This is a genomic window from Lentzea sp. NPDC055074 (genome assembly GCF_053608005.1).
In genome coordinates, this window is sequence record NZ_JBSGUQ010000014.1 from 1 (window position 1) to 16,923 (window position 16,923).

General features: G+C 68.5%; 16 protein-coding genes and 1 riboswitch. Of the genes, 9 read left to right on the forward strand and 7 right to left on the reverse strand.

Annotated features, from left to right (window positions below; genetic code table 11):
• Positions 1-263 precede the first annotated feature (263 nt).
• Positions 264-950 (reverse strand): NUDIX hydrolase, encoded by a 687-nt coding sequence (locus ACWF7A_RS28105; RefSeq protein ID WP_452253485.1) that lies wholly within the window; start codon positions 948-950, stop codon positions 264-266.
• A 49-nt stretch (positions 951-999) separates the two neighbouring features.
• Here ACWF7A_RS28105 and ACWF7A_RS28110 point away from each other — a divergent pair, with 49 nt between their 5' ends.
• Both ACWF7A_RS28110 and ACWF7A_RS28115 read left to right on the forward strand, forming a co-directional pair.
• Positions 1,000-1,947: an SPFH domain-containing protein gene (locus tag ACWF7A_RS28110; protein WP_452253486.1), complete on the forward strand. Its 948-nt coding sequence runs from the start codon at positions 1,000-1,002 to the stop codon at positions 1,945-1,947.
• Positions 1,944-2,795: a hypothetical protein gene (locus tag ACWF7A_RS28115; protein WP_452253487.1), complete on the forward strand. Its 852-nt coding sequence runs from the start codon at positions 1,944-1,946 to the stop codon at positions 2,793-2,795. The genes ACWF7A_RS28110 and ACWF7A_RS28115 overlap by 4 nt, the downstream gene beginning before the upstream one ends.
• Here the strand turns inward: ACWF7A_RS28115 and ACWF7A_RS28120 are convergent.
• Complete coding sequence (locus ACWF7A_RS28120) at positions 2,727-4,004, reverse strand: MFS transporter (protein ID WP_452253488.1); 1,278 nt, start codon at positions 4,002-4,004, stop codon at positions 2,727-2,729. The two genes, ACWF7A_RS28115 and ACWF7A_RS28120, sit on opposite strands and share 69 nt — an antisense overlap.
• Positions 4,005-4,091: 87 nt before the next feature.
• Here ACWF7A_RS28120 and ACWF7A_RS28125 point away from each other — a divergent pair, with 87 nt between their 5' ends.
• From ACWF7A_RS28125 to ACWF7A_RS28135, 3 genes are all read left to right on the forward strand, one after another.
• On the forward strand, positions 4,092-4,961 hold the full coding sequence (locus tag ACWF7A_RS28125) for an SGNH/GDSL hydrolase family protein (RefSeq protein WP_452253489.1): 870 nt from the start codon (positions 4,092-4,094) through the stop codon (positions 4,959-4,961).
• A 166-nt stretch (positions 4,962-5,127) separates the two neighbouring features.
• Positions 5,128-5,445, forward strand: coding sequence for an SSI family serine proteinase inhibitor (locus ACWF7A_RS28130; protein WP_452253490.1), 318 nt, complete (start codon positions 5,128-5,130; stop codon positions 5,443-5,445).
• A 105-nt stretch (positions 5,446-5,550) separates the two neighbouring features.
• Positions 5,551-7,428 (forward strand): ABC1 kinase family protein, encoded by a 1,878-nt coding sequence (locus ACWF7A_RS28135; RefSeq protein WP_452253491.1) that lies wholly within the window; start codon positions 5,551-5,553, stop codon positions 7,426-7,428.
• Positions 7,429-7,600: 172 nt separating this feature from the next.
• Here ACWF7A_RS28135 and ACWF7A_RS28140 read toward each other — a convergent pair whose 3' ends face one another.
• Entirely contained in the window at positions 7,601-8,005 is a 405-nt protein-coding gene (locus tag ACWF7A_RS28140) for a hypothetical protein (RefSeq protein WP_452253492.1), read from the reverse strand.
• Between the two features lie 70 nt (positions 8,006-8,075).
• On the opposite strand from ACWF7A_RS28140, the gene ACWF7A_RS28145 reads away from it, so the two are divergent.
• The 3 genes from ACWF7A_RS28145 to ACWF7A_RS28155 all read left to right on the forward strand — a co-directional run bounded on the left by ACWF7A_RS28145 (position 8,076) and on the right by ACWF7A_RS28155 (position 11,170).
• Positions 8,076-8,726 carry a TVP38/TMEM64 family protein gene (locus ACWF7A_RS28145; RefSeq protein ID WP_452253493.1) on the forward strand — a complete coding sequence of 217 codons (651 nt, stop codon included), beginning with the start codon at positions 8,076-8,078 and terminating at the stop codon, positions 8,724-8,726.
• Positions 8,727-9,148: 422 nt separating this feature from the next.
• Entirely contained in the window at positions 9,149-10,738 is a 1,590-nt protein-coding gene (locus tag ACWF7A_RS28150; RefSeq protein ID WP_452253494.1) for a TROVE domain-containing protein, read from the forward strand.
• Positions 10,739-10,816: 78 nt separating this feature from the next.
• Complete coding sequence (locus ACWF7A_RS28155) at positions 10,817-11,170, forward strand: winged helix-turn-helix transcriptional regulator (RefSeq protein ID WP_452253495.1); 354 nt, start codon at positions 10,817-10,819, stop codon at positions 11,168-11,170.
• Position 11,171: 1 nt separating this feature from the next.
• On the opposite strand, the gene ACWF7A_RS28160 is transcribed toward ACWF7A_RS28155, so the two are convergent.
• Together ACWF7A_RS28160 and gcvH are read right to left on the reverse strand one after the other, a co-directional pair.
• Positions 11,172-12,536 (reverse strand): L-serine ammonia-lyase, encoded by a 1,365-nt coding sequence (locus tag ACWF7A_RS28160; protein ID WP_452253496.1) that lies wholly within the window; start codon positions 12,534-12,536, stop codon positions 11,172-11,174.
• 43 nt (positions 12,537-12,579) lie between these two features.
• Positions 12,580-12,963 (reverse strand): glycine cleavage system protein GcvH, encoded by a 384-nt coding sequence (gcvH, locus tag ACWF7A_RS28165; protein ID WP_452253497.1) that lies wholly within the window; start codon positions 12,961-12,963, stop codon positions 12,580-12,582.
• A gap of 64 nt (positions 12,964-13,027) precedes the next feature.
• Positions 13,028-13,120: riboswitch (glycine riboswitch) on the reverse strand.
• A 225-nt stretch (positions 13,121-13,345) separates the two neighbouring features.
• On the opposite strand from gcvH, the gene ald reads away from it, so the two are divergent.
• Positions 13,346-14,458: an alanine dehydrogenase gene (gene ald, locus ACWF7A_RS28170; protein WP_452253498.1), complete on the forward strand. Its 1,113-nt coding sequence runs from the start codon at positions 13,346-13,348 to the stop codon at positions 14,456-14,458.
• A gap of 55 nt (positions 14,459-14,513) precedes the next feature.
• Here ald and ACWF7A_RS28175 read toward each other — a convergent pair whose 3' ends face one another.
• Both ACWF7A_RS28175 and ACWF7A_RS28180 read right to left on the reverse strand, forming a co-directional pair.
• Positions 14,514-15,191 (reverse strand): TetR/AcrR family transcriptional regulator, encoded by a 678-nt coding sequence (locus tag ACWF7A_RS28175; RefSeq protein WP_452253499.1) that lies wholly within the window; start codon positions 15,189-15,191, stop codon positions 14,514-14,516.
• A 10-nt stretch (positions 15,192-15,201) separates the two neighbouring features.
• Positions 15,202-16,650, reverse strand: coding sequence for an MFS transporter (locus tag ACWF7A_RS28180; RefSeq protein WP_452253500.1), 1,449 nt, complete (start codon positions 16,648-16,650; stop codon positions 15,202-15,204).
• Between the last annotated feature and the right edge of the window lie 273 nt (positions 16,651-16,923).

The window sequence follows — 16,923 nt, forward strand, 5'->3', positions numbered from 1 at the left end:
GGTGTTGGGTGTTTGGGTTTACAACTCGACACGCTTTTCGTCGAGTTGACACCCCTACCTCCATGTGGCCCGCTCTTGGCTCGGCTCGTGATGGGACCCCACCGCCGACGCCACCATTCAAATCAACAGGCAGCCGCTCCAAGCAACAGGCGTGCCATCTACCACCGGCAGCGCTGGCGCCCTGATCAGATTGCCGGGGGTCTGGGGGCAGAGCCCCCAGGGGAAGCACGCAACAGCAACCCGCCGCACGCAACAGCACCACCCTACGGACCAGGCGCCCGAACCAACGGAGGACTCAACACCCCAACCTCCCCCCGCCGGTACAAAGCAGCCGGCCGCCCCCCATCCCGACTGGTACTCCCCCCGGAAGGCACCAAAAACCCATCCACCCCAGTAACTTTCCGATGAAAGTTGCGAGGATCCAAAGAAACCCCCCAAACGATCTCGTAAACCCTCCGCAACTCGGCCACGGTGAACTCCGAAGCACAAAACGCAGTCCCCAAAGCCGTGTACTCCAGCTTGGCCCGAGCCCTCTCCACCCCATCGCTCAAGATCCGAGCGTGGTCGAAGGCCAGCCCGGAAACCTCCTCCACCGCGACCCAGGACGCGGCAGCGGCATCACTCCCGGCCACAGGCACAGGAAGATCAGGCGCCAACGCCAGGTAGGCGACAGAGACCACCCGCATCCGAGGATCCCGCCCAGGTTCCCCGTACGTCCCCAGCTGCTCGAGATGCAGCCCGGAAACCGAGGTCTCCTCAGCGAGCTCCCGACCGGCAGCGGCGTCGACGGACTCGTCAACCCGAACGAACCCCCCGGGCAGCGCCCACTGCCCGAGATACGGCTCCTCCCCCCGCCGAACCAGCAGCGCGCACAACGCATCCCCCCGCACGGTCAGCACCACGAGGTCGACCGTGACAGCGAAGGGAGGGAAATCACTTGGCTCGTACACCACGGCAGTATAGGCTTATCGTCAGTTTGACGACAAGGAGACGAGCAGCATGGCCGACATCAGCACCTACCCGGGACTCCGCCACCTCAGAGGAGCCCCCACCGTCCACATCCGACACGTCCGGAAGGGCGAGATCATCCACGAGGGCACGGGCCTGAGCTTCTGGTTCCGCCCCAGAACCGCGGTCCTGAGCGAGGTCCCCATGGACGACCGAGAGCTCCCGATGCTCTTCCACGCCCGAACACAGGACTACCAGGACGTGACGGTCCAGCTGACCGTCACCTACCGCTGCGCCAGCCCGGAGACGGCCACCGCGAGGATCGACTTCTCGATCGACCCGGACACGGGAACCTGGCGCCAGGACCCGCTGAGCCAGATCGCGAACACCCTCACCGAGAGCACCCAGCAGCACGCCCTCAAGACCTTGGGCACGGCGACCCTGGAAACCGCCCTCGAGACAGGTGTGGAACGGGTCAAGCAGGCAGTGGCCGAGAACCTGAAGGCGGACCACATCGGCCTGGAGATCATCGACGTCCGAGTGGTCGCCATCCGCCCGGACGCAGACCTGGAGAAGGCTCTCCAGACCACCGTCAGGGAACGAGTCCAGCAGGAGGCCGACAAGGCCACCTACGAACGCCGGGCCATCGCGGTGGAACGAGAACGAGCCATCAGCGAGAACGAGCTCCAGAACCAGATCGAGCTCGCAAAGCGGGAAGAGCTCCTGGTCGTCCAACGAGGCGCCAACGCCCTGAAGAAGGCCGAAGACCACGCCAGGGCGAGCAGAATCGCCGACGACGCCAAGGCCGACGGCATCCGCAAGCTGGCGGAGGCCGAAGCCGCGGGCGAGAAGGCGAGGCTCGACGCCTACAAGGAGATCCCGCAGAGCACCCTCTACGCCCTGGCGGCCAAGGAACTGGCGGGCAACCTCCCGGAGATCGGCAGCATCACCCTGACCCCGGACATCATCCAGCCCATCCTGAACCGGCTCGCGCGATGAGCCTCGCGCCGCGAATCGTGCTGGTGCACAGGCGCACCGAGCTGACAGAGTTGTTGGCACGACACGGGACGCGAGGGCAGGTCGAGTTCTTCCTCAAGTCCCGCAACAGGACTCTGGACGAGGTGGTGGAACGTGACGAACAGGCCAGGAGGGCGTTGGGAGACGTCGGCGCCGCGATCCCGCTGGACTGGCGCCGTGGCGTCGTCGAGCGGGAAGACCTGTCGCGGTTCCTGTTCGCGCCCGAGGACGTAGTCGTCATCGTCGGTCAGGACGGGCTGGTCGCCAACGTCGCCAAGTACCTCGACGGCCAGCCCGTGATCGGCATCAACCCGGACAGGGGCGTGCTCGCCCGGCACTCCCCGTCCGAGGCCGCGGAACTCCTGCACAGCACGAACGACACCGAGGACCGCACGATGGTCGAGGCCAGGTCGGACGACGGCCAGACCCTCTACGCCCTCAACGAGATCTACGTCGGCCACCCGAGCCACCAGACCAGCCGCTACCGCATCGCGAACGAACGCCAGGCCTCGTCCGGCATCCTCGTCGGCAGCGGCACGGGTGCGACGGGCTGGTGCAGTTCCGCCCACCGGGAGAGGAAGAGCCCGCTCACCCTCCCGCAGCCGACCGAGCACCGCCTCGTCTGGTTCGTCCGGGAAGCGTGGTCGTCACCCAGCACCGGCATCACCCACACCGAGGGCGAGATCACCGACCAGCCGCTGGACGTCGACGTCGAGTCCGACGGCCTGGTGGCGTTCGGCGACGGCATCGAGAGCGACGCGCTACGGCTGAGCTGGGGCCAGCGGCTGAGCATCGGACTCGCCACCCGCCGGCTCCGCCTCGTGCGCTGACCCGATCACCAGCAGGCACACCCCGGACAGCACGGCACCGCAGATCAGGTACAGCGCGATGGCCCAGGTTCCGGTGCGCAGCAACGACTGCGCGACCAACGGCGCGAGCCCGCCGCCGAGCACCGCGCCCAGCTGGAAGCTCAACGCCACGCCGCTGTACCGCACGCGGGTCCGGAACAGCTCGGCGAAGTAGGCGGCCGACGGACCGAACAACGCGGCGGAGCCCACGAACCCGAGCACCATCGCGAAGGTGAACCAGCCCGAGTCCGTCAGCCAGAACAACGGGAACGCGAACCCGGCCTGGAAGATCGCCCCGCCGAACATCACCGGCAGCCGTCCGATCCGGTCCGACAGCAGTGCGAACGCGGGCACGGCGACGACCTGCGCCATCGACCCCACCACGGTCGCGATCAGCAGGTCGTCCGCGGAGATCTTCAGCGCCGTGCGCCCGTACCCGATCATGAACACGCTCAGCACGTAAATGAAGATCGTGAAGCCGAGGTTCACGCCGGCGCCCAGCAGCACCACGCGCCACCGGTCGCGCAGCACCTCGGCGATCGGCAGCCGCGCCTTCTCCGCCCGCGCGAACCGCGGCGACTCCGTCACGCGCAACCGGATGTAGAGCCCGATCCCGACCAGCACGATCGAGAACAGGAACGGCACCCTCCAGCCCCAGCTCAGAAACTCCGGCCCGGACGCGCGCGAGGACAGGTACATCGCGAGGTTCGCGAGCACGAGCCCGACCGGCGACCCGATGAACACCCAGCTGCCGTACCAGCCCCACCGCCCCGGCGGCGCGTGCTCGACGGCCATCAGCGACGCGCCGCCCTGCTCGCCGCCCATGAAGAAGCCCTGCACGATCCTCAGCAGCACCAACAACAACGGCGCGAGAATCCCGACTTGGGCGTAGGTCGGCAGCAGGCCGATCGCCGCCGTCGACACCCCTGTCACCGAAAGAGTGATCACGAGCATCGGGCGACGCCCGATCCGGTCCCCCAGGTGCCCGATCACCGCTCCGCCGAGCGGTCGGGCGAAGAAGCCGGCGCCGAACGTCGCGAACGCGAGCAGCACACCGACGCGCGAGTCGAACTGCGGGAAGAAGATCTTGTCGAACACGAGCGCCGAAGCCGTGCCGTAGAGCAGGAAGTCGTACAGCTCGATCGTGTTACCGACCGCCGATGCCGCCGCTACTTTGCGTACCCCCGTCATCGTTCCAGCCTGGTCGAGGGATTGACACTGCGCAATGGTCCGGTCACCCTTCGTCCTACGTTCCTACTCTTCAGTAACGAGGTAGCAATGACGCGCCGAGTGACTGTTGTTTCCCTGCTCACGGCCCTGATCGCGGCCATGGTGGCACCGCACGCCAGCGCCGCCCCGCAGTACCGGAACTACGTCTCGCTCGGAGATTCGTTCGTGTCGGGACCGTTCATCCCCCTGCAGCGGCTCGATCCGCTGAGCTGCTTCAAGTCCACTCAGAACTACCCGTCCGTCCTCGCGAAGAGGCTCGGCATCGCGAACTTCACCGACATCTCCTGCGGTGGCGCGCAGACCAAGGACATGGCGGGCGTCCAGTCGGGCATCCCCGGCCAGTCCGTGACCCAGTTCTCCGCCCTGAAGGCCGACACGGACCTCGTCACGGTGTCCATCGGCGGCAACGACATCGGCTTCTCCGACATCATCCTGACCTGCGCCGGCAAGAGCGTGCTCGACCCGAACGGCGCTCCCTGCAAGGCGAGCTACGGCGACTCGCTGGCCCAGCGCGTCGACGCCACCTCCGCCAAGGTGGCCGCCGTGCTCGCGGGCATCAAGCAGCGCAGCCCGAAGGCCAAGATCGTCGTCGTGGGCTACCTGCGCATCCTGCCGTCGTCCGGCGGCTGCTGGCCCATCGTCCCGATCTCCCGGGGCGACGTGCCGTACCTCGACAACGTGCAGAAGCAGCTCAACGGAATGCTCGGCGCACAAGCGAAAGCGGCCGGTGCCACGTTCGTGAACCCCTACGACATCAGTTCCGGTCGCGATACGTGTGCGGCACCGTGGGACAAGTGGGTCGAGGGCATCATCCCGACGAGCCTCGCGTTCCCGGTTCACCCGAACGCCAAGGGAATGGCTGCGGTGGGTAAGCAGGTCGCCGCCGCGCTCGCCGGGACGGAACTGACCGGCGTCTAGTTGCACGCACTTTCGGCGGTTTACACGATGTGGTGTTTACCGCTCAGTTGGTTGGAGTTCCGGGTCCTTGCCGCGCCAGAGTGTTGGCATGGCAAGGACCCGAATCTTGTTTGCCTGTCTCGCGCTCGCCGCCCCGCTCATCCCCGCGACGGCACACGCAGCGCCTTTGACAGCGCCCCTCCTCCCCGCATCCGGCCTGGTGCTGTCGGTACAACCGGAGATGGGCACGCTCAGCACCACGCAGCTGAACTGCGAACCCGCAGGCGGACTGCACCGCAACGCCGCACAGGCGTGCGACCAGCTCATGCCCGTCGAAGGTGACTTCCGCAGACTGGAAGAGACCGGCGCGATGTGCACGATGGAGCTGAACCCGACCAAGGCGACCCTGCGCGGCAAGTGGCGCACGAAGAGGATCGACTTCCAGCAGGTGTTCTCGAACCCGTGCGTGCTGCGCGCCTACACCGGCAAGGTCTTCGACTTCTGACCCCCTGACCGCGTCACCGGTTGTTCCAGCGCACCGCCGTAGTGCTGGAACAGCCGGTGGCGTTCAGCCGGTGGCCCTCAGCTCCCACCACCTAGGCTGCCGATCATGGGGGACTTCCTCGTCTACACGATCGGCTTCCCGATCACGTTCCTGCTGCTGGTCCTGGGCATGGCCCTGGCCGCACGGCGGATCCTCGGCCTGCGCGTCGGCCTGATCCGCACCGCGCTGATGTGCGCGCTCGCGATGTCCATCGCGACGACGATCTTCGGCGAGACGAGCACGGAGCCGTCCGCCGCCCTGGTCACCGTCCAGCTCGGGCTGTCGATCCTCGTGGTGATCGGCCTGCTGGCGTTCGCCGAGATCATCGTGCCGACCGGCTCGATCCCGCCGCCCACCGAGTGGTGGGGCATGCTGCGCCGCCGCGTCGCACGCACCCGGCGGTACTCGCGGATCACCGCGATCGCGGTCCGGCACGGCCTCGGCCCCTACCTGCGCGGCCGCGAGCGGACCTCCACCGGACTCTCCCGGTCGCTGCGGCTCGCGTTGCAGGACGCCGGCGTCACGTTCGTGAAGCTCGGCCAGGTGCTGTCCACCCGCGCCGACCTGCTGCCCCAGGACTTCGTCGACGAGCTGAGCCTCCTGCAGGACAAGGTGCCCGCGGCGAGGTGGGACCAGGTCCAGGCGGTGCTCGACGCCGAGGTGGGCCTCGACGCGTTCCGGGAGGTCGATCCCGAACCCCTGGCGGCCGCGTCGATCGCGCAGGTGCACCGGGCCGTGCTGAAGTCCGGCGCCGAGGTCGTCGTGAAGGTGCAACGGCCGGACGTCCGCGCCACCGCCGAAGGTGACCTGGACATCGTCACGCGGCTCGCCGAGAAGCTGCAACGCACGCGCTGGGGTGCCGCGCTCGGCATCCGCGACCTGGCGGCGGGGTTCGCCGCCGCGTTGCGCGAGGAGCTCGACTTCAAGATCGAGGCCCGCAACATCACGACCGTCGCCGCGGCCTCGGACTCGTCCGTCGGACTGCCCCACGTCCACCTGTCGACGTCCCGCGTGCTCGTCATGGACCGCCTCGACGGCGTGCCGTTGCGCGGCGCGTCGGAGAACGAGAGCCTCGCGCGCACGCTGCTGCGGTTCGTGCTGCGCCAGGTGATGCTCGACGGCGTCTTCCACGCCGACCCGCACCCCGGCAACGTGCTGCTGCTCGCCGACGGACGCCTCGGCCTGCTCGACTTCGGCTCGGTCGGGCGGATCGACTCCGCGCTGCGCTCCGCGTTGCAACGGCTGCTGCTGGCGATCGACCGCAGTGACCCGGCGGGCCTCACGGACGCGTTGCTGGAGCTGACCTCACGGCCCGAGGACATCGACGAGCAACGGCTGGAGCGCGCGCTCGGGCAGTTCATGGCCCGGCACCTCGGCGCGGGCATGAGGCCGGACGTGGAGATGTTCGGCGACCTGTTCCTGATCGTGTCGCGGTTCGGCCTGAGCATCCCGCCGGAGATCGCGGCCGTCTTCCGGGCCCTCGCGACGCTGGAGGGCACGCTGGCGGTGCTCGCGCCGGGCTTCAACATCGTCGTGGAGTCGCGGTCGTTCGCCGCCGAGCAGATCTCCGACCGGCTCACGCCGGAGTCGGTGCAGCGGACCATGGCCGAGGAGCTGCAGGCCGTGCTGCCGATGCTGCGCCGGCTGCCGCGGCGGATCGACCGGATCACCGGGGCGGTGGAGCAGGGCCGCCTGAGCATGTCGATGAGGCTGTTCGCGGACGAGCGCGACAGGTCGTTCGTCACGGGCCTGCTGCACCAGGTGATGCTGACCGCCCTGGGCGCGACCGCCGGCGTCATGGCCGTGCTCCTGCTCGGGTCGACCGGCGGCCCGCAGATCGCGGCGGACGTCGGGCTGCACCAGGTGCTCGGCTACAACCTGCTGATCATCGCGGTGCTGCTGGGCCTGCGCGTCGTCGTCACGGTGCTCAGACCACGCACCTGAGTTACGTACCTAGTGGTGTGACCAGGAACGTCGGCGAGGTAGTCCACGCTCAGCAGGGCACCTCGCGGCACCGCCCCCACGCCCCCGTACAACCAGTACGAGGACGTGGGGGCGGCACCACGATGCACCCGTCTGACCGCGGATCCCCCCGGCAACGTTCCAGGCCACACCACTAGAACTGTCTGCGGTAGACGGAGACGTCGTCGCGCCACACGCCGAACGCATCCGGTGCGGACTGGACGACCGTCATCTCGTTGAGGTGACCGAGCACCCGCCAGGCACGCGCAACCGCTTGCGCCCCCGCGTACGCGATCGTGCAGAAGCGGCGCGGTTCCACCACCGTGCGCACGCGGTCGACGTGGCCGACGCTCATCGGCGTGTCCTGCCACAGGTCCAATGTGTACCCGGTGCGGATCGGGTCACCGGACCCCAGCACGCCCTCGATGGTGACGACCAGCCTGTCGTTCTCGAGCCTCAGGTCGTAGTGACCGCTGCGCGGCGGCGTGCCGCCGGTGTAAGCGGAGCGTGCCGGGTCGAGCACCCAGTGCCCGAGAAAAGGCACGAGATCGTCACTCATGTGTGTCCCTTCGCGGAACCTGCGCCACTGGCGGATTGTCCGGCGGATCGACGTGGGCGACCATCACCCGATGAGTTATGAGACGGGCGTTCGGTGGAAGTGGATACCGGCCGTCGTGCTCGGCTTCGTGCTGCTGAGCTGGATCGTGTTCGAGGCACTGGACCTCATCGACTTCGACGGCGTCGTCACGTGGGTGCGTGGCATCGACCCGGTGTGGGCGGCGGCGGCGATCTTCGGCCTGCTCGTCGTGGACGTGCTGCTGCCCGTGCCGTCCACGCCGCTCATCGTGCTGGCGGGAACGGCACTCGGCCTGCCCTTCGGGCTGGCACTCGCGGTCGTCGGATCCCTGGGTTCCTCTGCCGCAGGGTACGCCCTGGGCCGGTTCGCGGGCCCGTGGCTGGTGCGCCGGGTGGTGACCATCGAGGAGCTGACCGAGATGCGGCGCTGGGGGCGTCAGTTCGGCCCCTGGTTCTTCGGGGTGGCGCGCGGCATCCCGATGATGGCGGAGACCGTGTCGGTGTCCGCCGGGGTGTCCAGGGTGTCGTTCCGGACGTTCATGTCGTTCACACTCGTCGGAACGCTGCCGATCTGCGCCGCCTACGTGTTCGCGGGGTCGCAGGCCGACACCGTCGAGCAGATCGTGATGATCAGCGCCGTCGGATTCCTGCTGACCGTCGGACTCTTCTACCTCCTGCGCCGGCTCGTGAAGGCGGCGCCTTAGGAAAACCCTTTGCGCGGTGTGGTTGTATGAATGTGCGCCCGGTGCGCAGCGGAGGGTTACTTCGGTGAATTCTCAGGTTCAACTCCTGAGGCCGGCTCCGGCCGGTCTCTGCTCACCCCGGTGGGCACGTCACCTTCCGTGATTTGATCTCGGGCGTCCACAAACTCCACACCTCACGCAGTTAAATCGCTGGTGCGGCGTGGTTGTATGGAAACAGGGAGCACACAACTTCACACGTGTCCGGTGCGAAGCAGAGGGTTACTTCCACTGTTAATGGGCGGGTTGCGGGTTCGAATCCCGCCAGACGGGAAACCGGCTGTAGCTCAATCTGGCAGAGCAGCAACGTACCTTCCGCGACCTTGATCTCGGACACGCGTGGATTTGTGGGCTCCCTTTCTATTTGTCCTGAGGGGGAAGAGCCGATGGCGAAGTTCAACATCTTCCGCGCACGTCCGGCGGGCACCAGCCCGGTCGCCACGGCGCAGGAACCGACCGGCCGGACCTACGAGGGCGGCGACGGCTACGCGCGCGACACGAAGTCCGAGCTGTTCCTGCTCGCCGTGTCGAACATGGGCGGCGAGGACACCTTCTACGAGTCCGGCAGCAAGCGCGACGACCGCTTCACCCGGCTCGTGCACGCCGCGGCGCTGGCGGATCCCGAGTGGACCGCCCGCCTGCTCGCGTGGCTGCGCAACGAGGCCAACATGCGCACGGCGTCGCTCGTGGGCGCGGCGGAGTTCGTGTACGCGCGGCTCCTGTTCGAGTCCACCGCGGGCGTCACCAACCGTGCCGTCGTGGACTCCGTGCTGCAGCGGGCCGACGAGCCGGGCGAACTGCTCGCCTACTGGACGGGCAAGCACGGCCGCAGCGTGCCGAAGCCGGTCAAGCGCGGCATCGCCGACGCCGTCGGACGCCTCTACAACGAGCGCGCCGTCCTGAAGTGGGACAGCGACGCCCGCGGCTTCCGCATGGCCGACGTGCTGAACCTCGCCCACCCCTCTCCTGCCGCACCGTGGCAGGGCGCGCTGTTCCAGCACGTCCTGGACCGGCGCCGTGACGCGGACGCCGCCGTGCCCGAGGGCCTGCGCGTGGTCGCGGCCCGTCGGGAGCTCATGGCGTGGCCGGTCGAGCAGCGCCGCGCGTTGTTCTCGCGTCCCGACGCGGTGGGCGTGCTGCGTTCCGCCGGCATGACGTGGGAGGCCGTGTCCGGATGGCTGCAGGGCCCGCTCACCCGTGAGGTGTGGGAGGCGCTGGCACCGTCGATGGGCTACATGGCGCTCGTCCGGAACCTCAGGAACTTCGACGAGGCCGGCATGTCCGACGAGGCCGCGGCCGCCGTCGCGGCACGCCTGGCGGACCCGGGCCAGGTCGCGCGCTCGCGACAGTTCCCGTTCCGCTTCCTGTCCGCCTACGAGGCGGCGCCGAGCCTGCGCTGGGGCCACGCCCTGGACCAGGCGCTGCAGGCGTCGCTGTCGAACCTGCCCGCGCTGCCCGGCCGGTCGCTGGTCCTCGTCGACACCTCGGCGTCGATGACGCACCGCACGATCTCGGCGCGGTCGAAGGTCACCCCGGCCAAGGCCGCGGCGGTCTTCGGCGTCGCACTGGGAGCGAAGGGCGAGCAGGTCGACGTGGTCGGCTTCGCGGACGGCACGTTCCGGCACGACGTGAAGCGGGGCGCCTCGGTGATCCGCGAGGTGGACCGGTTCCTGAAGCGCATCGGCGAGGTCGGCCACGGCACCGACATCACCGGGTCGCTCAAGCGCTCCTACCGGGGCCACGACCGCGTGTTCATCATCTCGGACATGCAGACGATCGGTGGGTACGCGGGGCAGGGCGTCTCGGACGCGGTGCCCGCGCACGTGCCGATCTACGGGTTCAACCTGGGTGGCTACGGCAACGCCGCGTACGCCACCGGCAAGGCGCACCGCCACGAGTTCGGCGGCCTGTCGGACGCGACGTTCAGGATGGTCCCCCTGCTCGAGGCGTGCCGGAACGCAACCTGGCCGTTCTGAGGTGTGTGAGAGCTCTCCTGACGCGGAGAGCTCTCACACTTACTATCAGTTAGCGTTGTGACCAGCTATGATACTGTTATGGAGTACAACGTGTTCGCGAAGGCGTGCCCCTCGCGCCCCACGCTGGAGCACGTCACGGGCAGGTGGGGCGGCCTGACGCTCGGCGTGCTCGTGGACGGTCCGCTGCGCTTCAACGAGCTGCGCCGCCGCGTCGACGGGGTCAGCGAGAAGATGCTCTCGCAGACGTTGCAGGCCCTCGAGCGCGACGGGCTCGTGCACCGGGAAGCCCAGAACACGAACCCGCCGCGCGTCGACTACAGCCTGACGCCGCTCGGGCGCGAGACGGCGGACAGGCTGCTCGCGCTCATCCACTTGCTGGAGGCGCGCATGCCGGACGTGCTGGCGGCTCAGGCCGCTTACGACGCCCGCTGACCTAACACTCGATGACGTTCACGGCGAGGCCGCCGCGTGCCGTCTCCTTGTACTTGACCGACATGTCCTTGCCGGTGTCCCGCATGGTCTTGATGACCTTGTCGAGCGACACGAAGTGCGAGCCGTCGCCCCGCAAGGCCATGCGCACAGCCGTGATGGCCTTGATGGACGCGACGGCGTTGCGTTCGATGCACGGGATCTGCACCAGGCCGCCGATCGGGTCGCACGTCAGCCCGAGGTTGTGCTCCATGGCGATCTCGGCGGCGTTCTCGACCTGTTCGGGCGTACCGCCCAGAACCTCGGCGAGACCGCCGGCGGCCATCGAGCAGGCCGAGCCGACCTCGCCCTGGCAGCCGACCTCGGCGCCGGAGATCGACGCGTTCTCCTTGAACAGCACGCCGATCGCGCCCGCCGTGAGCAGGAACCTGACCACGCCGTCGTCGGACGCTCCCGGCACGAACTTCGTGTAGTAGTGCAGGACCGCGGGGACGATGCCGGCCGCGCCGTTGGTCGGTGCGGTGACGACACGGCCGCCTGCCGCGTTCTCCTCGTTGACGGCCAGCGCGAAGAGCGTCACCCAGTCCATGACCCGCAGCGGGTCGGTGACGAAGTGCTCCTTCTCCAGCGTCCTGCGCATCTCGGCGGCGCGGCGGCGCACCTTCAGGCCGCCCGGCAGGACGCCGTGCTCGGTGCAGCCGCGTTCGACGCACTCCTGCATGACGTGCCAGATGTGCAGGAGTCCTTCGCGGACCTCGGCTTCCGTGCGCCACGACAGCTCGTTGGCCATCATGATCTCGCTGATCGACAGGCCGGTCTCGCGGCAGCGCGCGAGGAGCTGGTCGCCGGTCAGGAACGGGTGTGCCAACGGCGTCGAGTCGGGCTTGATCCGGTCGGTGCCCGACGCGTTCTCGTCGACGACGAAACCGCCGCCGATCGAGTAGTAGACGGCGTGCTCGACCGACTTCCCGCCGCTGAACGCCTCGAAGCTCATCCCGTTGGGGTGCAACGGGAGTGACTTGCGGCGGTGCATGACGAGGTCGCGGTCGTGCACGAAGTCGATCTCGTGCGCGCCGCCGAGCTTCAGCCGGCCGCCGGAGATGATCTCTTCGACGCGGTGGGCCGCGGCCGCGGGGTCGACTTCTTCGGGCAGGTTGCCTTCGAGACCCAGGAACACGGCCTTGGGACTGCCGTGCCCGTGTCCGGTGGCGCCGAGCGAGCCGAACAGCTCGACGTGCACGCGGTCCACTGAGGACACTCCGTCGCCGAGCTTGTCGACGAACATCGCGGCCGCGCGCATCGGTCCGACCGTGTGGGAGCTGGACGGTCCGATGCCGACGGAGAAGAGGTCGAAAACGCTGATCGCCACTGATCAGTCCTTCGTGGTGGTGGAGCGGTCAGTCAGGCCCATGTCAGTCGGACTTGGTGAGCTCGGCGTACTTCGCCGCCGTGAGCAGGTTCTCCGCCGAGTCCACGCGGACCCTGAAGAGCCAGCCGGCGCCGTACGGGTCGCTGTTCACGACCGCCGGGTCGTCCACGACGGCGCTGTTGACCTCGATCACCTCACCGGTGACGGGCGAGAACAGGTCGCTGACGGACTTGGTGGACTCCAGCTCGCCGCAGACCTCGTTGGTGACGACCTCGGCACCGACCTCGGGAAGCTGGATGTACACGATGTCGCCGAGGGCGTCGGCGGCGTACTCGGTGATTCCGCAGGTCAGCGGGTCCTGGGTGCCCGGCGTCCAGTCGACCCACTCGTGCTCGACGGTGTAGAGCAGGTTCTCGGGGAACTCCACGGCGGCGACTCCTCTGGCTGTGACGGATCAGGAAACTTGCGCCCCCTCCGCCGTGCAGAGTTGCCTACCCCGAGTGGTCTTGCTGCCTGAGAGTGTGCGGGAGCTTGCCCCTTCGGCGCCCCGACCGGTTCGTCGAGGTCTCTCCCACGCGGGTTCTGGCGCTCGCGCGCCGCGGCCGGTGTTCAGTTGTCCGCGGCGAACGCTATGTGCGGCCCCCGCCGAGTGTCAACGCGGGATGGTCCAGGGGAACGCGAACGAGGCTCAGGTCGCTCTGTCCCAGACGAACAAACCAGGGGGTGGCAGATAGTGCTGCCAGCACAGTGACATGGCCTCGCGACTGGCCCACATTATGAGATGTCGGCCACCGAACGGAGGAGTCATCGTGCGGATCGCAGTTCCCCGCGAGATCAAGAACCACGAGTACCGCGTCGCTCTCACCCCTGCCGGTGCGCACGAGCTGACCAGCCGCGGGCACGACGTCTACGTCGAGCAGGGCGCCGGTCTCGGTTCCGCGATCACGGACGAGGAGTACCTCGCCGCGGGCGCCAAGATCCTCGCGACCGCCAACGACGTGTGGGCCGAGGGTGACCTGGTTCTCAAGGTCAAGGAGCCGATCGCGGAGGAGTACCCGCGTCTCCGTGCCGGTCAGACCCTCTTCACGTACCTGCACCTCGCCGCCGACAAGCCGCTGACCGAGGCGCTGCTCGCGTCCGGCACCACGGCCATCGCCTACGAGACCGTGCAGCTGCCGAACCGCTCGCTGCCGCTGCTCGCCCCGATGTCCGAGGTCGCGGGCAGGCTGGCCCCGCAGGTCGGCGCGTTCGCGCTGATGAAGCCCTCCGGTGGCCGCGGCGTGCTGCCCGGTGGCGTCCCCGGTGTCGCCCCGGCCCGCGTGGTCGTCATCGGCGGCGGCGTGGCGGGCGTCAACGCCGCCACCATCGCCGTCGGCATGGGCGCGGACGTGCAGATCCTCGACACCAACGTCGACCGCCTGCGCCAGATCGACGCCCAGTTCCAGGGCCGGCTGCGCACGCTCGCCTCGAACTCGTTCGCCATCGAGCAGGCCGTCCGCGAGGCCGACCTGGTCATCGGCGCCGTGCTCGTCCCCGGTGCCGCGGCCCCGAAGCTCGTGTCGAACGCGCTCGTCGCGGACATGAAGCCGGGTTCGGTGCTCGTCGACATCGCCATCGACCAGGGCGGTTGCTTCGAGGACTCGCGCGCCACCACGCACGCCGAGCCGACCTACGAGGTCCACAACTCGGTGTTCTACTGCGTCGCGAACATGCCGGGCGCCGTCCCGCGCACCTCGACCTACGCGCTGACCAACGTGACGCTGCCGTACGCGGTCGCGCTGGCCGACAAGGGCTGGACGCGGGCGCTGAAGGACGACCGTTCGTTGGCCCTGGGTCTCAACGTGCACGCCGGTCAGCTGACCAACGGCCCGGTGGCCGAGGCGACCGGTCTGCCGCACACGCCGCTCGAGAGCGTGGTCTGAAAGCCAACTGAATGAATGAGGCCCCCGCACGCGTGAACCGCTGCGGGGGTTTCGCCTATCTGAGGGCGGCTACGCGGGCCTTGATGCCGTCGATCACGCAGTCCAGTCCGAACTCGAACTGCCCGTCCAGCGTCCACAGGTCCGGCTCGTCCAGCATCGCGACGTAGCGGGGGTGCTCGTCCCGGTAGAGGTCGGCGATCTTCGCCAGGTCCGGCGGCGAGTCCATCCCGCCGCGCCCGAGGAAGTTGACCTCCGCGATCGCGTGCCCGTTGACGAAGCTGCCCACCGCGGAGATCGACTGGGCGGCGGCCACGGTCGAGAGCCCGGCACGCAGCATCGGCTCGAACATGGCGTCCGCGTACGCCACCGCGTTCGGGCCGAACGTGTTGAACTCCCCGATCCCGCGGATCCACCACGGGTGCTTGAGCGCGAGCTGGCGCAGCTCGTGCATCATCCCGCGCACCGCGGTCTCCCAGTCGGCCTCGGGATCGGGGAGGGTGAACTCGCCGTAGACCTCGTCGAGGCAGAGCTCGATCAGCGCGTCCTTCGTCGGCACGTGCCAGTACAGCGACATGGGGGCGGCGCCCAGTGCCGCCGCGAGCTTGCGCATGGACAGCTTCTGCAGGCCGTGCTCGTCCAGCATCTCCATCGCCTTGCGGACGATCGCCTCCCGGCTGAGGCCGAGAGGCTGACCGCTGCTGGGCCGGGGTTTGCTGAACCAGACGCTGTCCACGCCGACGATCCTATGCACGCCTGAGCAACACGCTGGCCACAACACCTCCCAGGAACACCGCGATCGCCCCGATCACGAGGCTCACGCTCATGCCGTCGGAGAACGCCTCGCGCACGACGGTGATGTCCGCGCCGCTGTGCAGCGCCTCGGAAAGCGACCGGCCCGGAACTCCGTCCGGCAACGAGGCCACGAACCGCGCCGACAGCAGCGCACCGAGCACCGCGATGCCGAACGAGGAGCCCAGCTCCGTCAGCGTGCCCGACAGCCCGGACGCGATGCCGGCGCGTTCCGGCGGGATCGACCCCATCAGCGCGTTGACCGCGACCGGTTGGGACACACCGACACCCACGCCGATCAGGATCAGACCGGCCAGCGTCGGCGGGTAGGTCGTGCCGATCGACAGCAACGCCACGCCGGCCGCGACGATCGTCATGCCCAGCAGCATCGCCGTGCCCGCGCCGAGCTTCATCACCAACTGCCCCAACGTGTTGCTGGTGACGAGCAACGCGATCGCCATCGGTGCCACCCGCACACCCGCCTCCAGCGGGCTGTAGCCGAGCACGCCCTGAAGGTGTTGCGTCAGCAGGAAGAGCGAGCCCGCCATGCCGAACGCCGCCAGCACGCCCGACGCCACCGCGCCGGTGAAACGGCGGTTCCGGAAGAACCCGAGGTCGAGCATCGGGTCGGCGGTGTGCCGTTCCCACAAGGCGAAACCCGTCATCGTGACCAGGCCGATCGCGACCGGCACGCCGAACTCGGCCGAGCCGAACCCGTGCTCCGGCACCTCGATCACCGCGTACACGATCGACACCATGCCGATGATCGACAGGATCGAGCCGAGCACGTCCGGCTTGCGCACGGTCGGGTCCTTGGACTCCGGCACCAGCATCGCGACGGCCGCGACCGCGAGGACCGCCACCGGCACGTTGATCAGGAACACCGAGCCCCACCAGAAGTGCTTGATCAGCGCGCCGCCGATCACCGGCCCGGCCGCGAAGCCGAGGCTCGTGACAGCGGCCCAGATGCCGATGGCCTTCGGGCGTTCCTTGTCGTCGAAGAGCTGCATCAGCACGGCCAGCGTGCCCGGCATCAGCACGGCGGCGCCGATGCCCATGAAGCCGCGGGCCGCGATCAACGCCTCGGACGAGCTCGCGTAGGCCGCGACCGCACTGCCCGTGCCGAACAGCACCAGGCCCACCAGAAGTGCGCGCTTGCGGCCGAACCTGTCGCTCAGCGACCCCGTCGTGAGCAGCAGGCCCGCCAGCGCCAGCGAGTAGGCGTTGATCATCCACTGGATGTCGGCGGTGCTCGCGCCCAGGCCCGTGGAGATGGACGGGATCGCCACGTTGAGCACGGTGTTGTCCAGCACCACGACCATCACGGACAGGCAGAGCACGCCGAGCACGGCCCAGCGTTGCGGGTGCGGGTGCACCACGGCCTTCTCGGTCGTCGAAGTCATCGTTCCTCCCCCTTACGGTGTACGAGGAACTTACAGCGTACGAGAGGGTAGGGCGCAACAGGATTGCACTCAGAACGGAAAGGTTTTTTGGGAAAAATAAAGGGCGGCCGCGCTCAACCAGCCTGGGGGTCACTGGGAGCGGGGCCGCCGTGACCAAATATAGCGGGCCTTGGCGCACCGCGCCCAGCACCCCCACCGAAACGCGACCCGAAAGTTTCCCCGAGTGGACCACTGCCCGTGTCCGGCTCGTCCAGCAAACGAGTGAATTCCCGA

What these genes read in the sequence shown, in the direction of transcription:
- ACWF7A_RS28110 (WP_452253486.1), top strand. Translation starts at nt 1,000, where the DNA reads ATGGCCGACATCAGCACCTACCCGGGACTCCGCCACCTCAGAGGAGCC.
- ACWF7A_RS28115 (WP_452253487.1), top strand. Translation starts at nt 1,944, where the DNA reads ATGAGCCTCGCGCCGCGAATCGTGCTGGTGCACAGGCGCACCGAGCTG.
- ACWF7A_RS28120 (WP_452253488.1), bottom strand. Translation starts at nt 4,004, where the DNA reads ATGACGGGGGTACGCAAAGTAGCGGCGGCATCGGCGGTCGGTAACACG.
- ACWF7A_RS28125 (WP_452253489.1), top strand. Translation starts at nt 4,092, where the DNA reads ATGACGCGCCGAGTGACTGTTGTTTCCCTGCTCACGGCCCTGATCGCG.
- ACWF7A_RS28135 (WP_452253491.1), top strand. Translation starts at nt 5,551, where the DNA reads ATGGGGGACTTCCTCGTCTACACGATCGGCTTCCCGATCACGTTCCTG.
- ACWF7A_RS28140 (WP_452253492.1), bottom strand. Translation starts at nt 8,005, where the DNA reads ATGAGTGACGATCTCGTGCCTTTTCTCGGGCACTGGGTGCTCGACCCG.
- ACWF7A_RS28145 (WP_452253493.1), top strand. Translation starts at nt 8,076, where the DNA reads ATGAGTTATGAGACGGGCGTTCGGTGGAAGTGGATACCGGCCGTCGTG.
- ACWF7A_RS28150 (WP_452253494.1), top strand. Translation starts at nt 9,149, where the DNA reads ATGGCGAAGTTCAACATCTTCCGCGCACGTCCGGCGGGCACCAGCCCG.
- ACWF7A_RS28155 (WP_452253495.1), top strand. Translation starts at nt 10,817, where the DNA reads ATGGAGTACAACGTGTTCGCGAAGGCGTGCCCCTCGCGCCCCACGCTG.
- ACWF7A_RS28180 (WP_452253500.1), bottom strand. Translation starts at nt 16,650, where the DNA reads ATGACTTCGACGACCGAGAAGGCCGTGGTGCACCCGCACCCGCAACGC.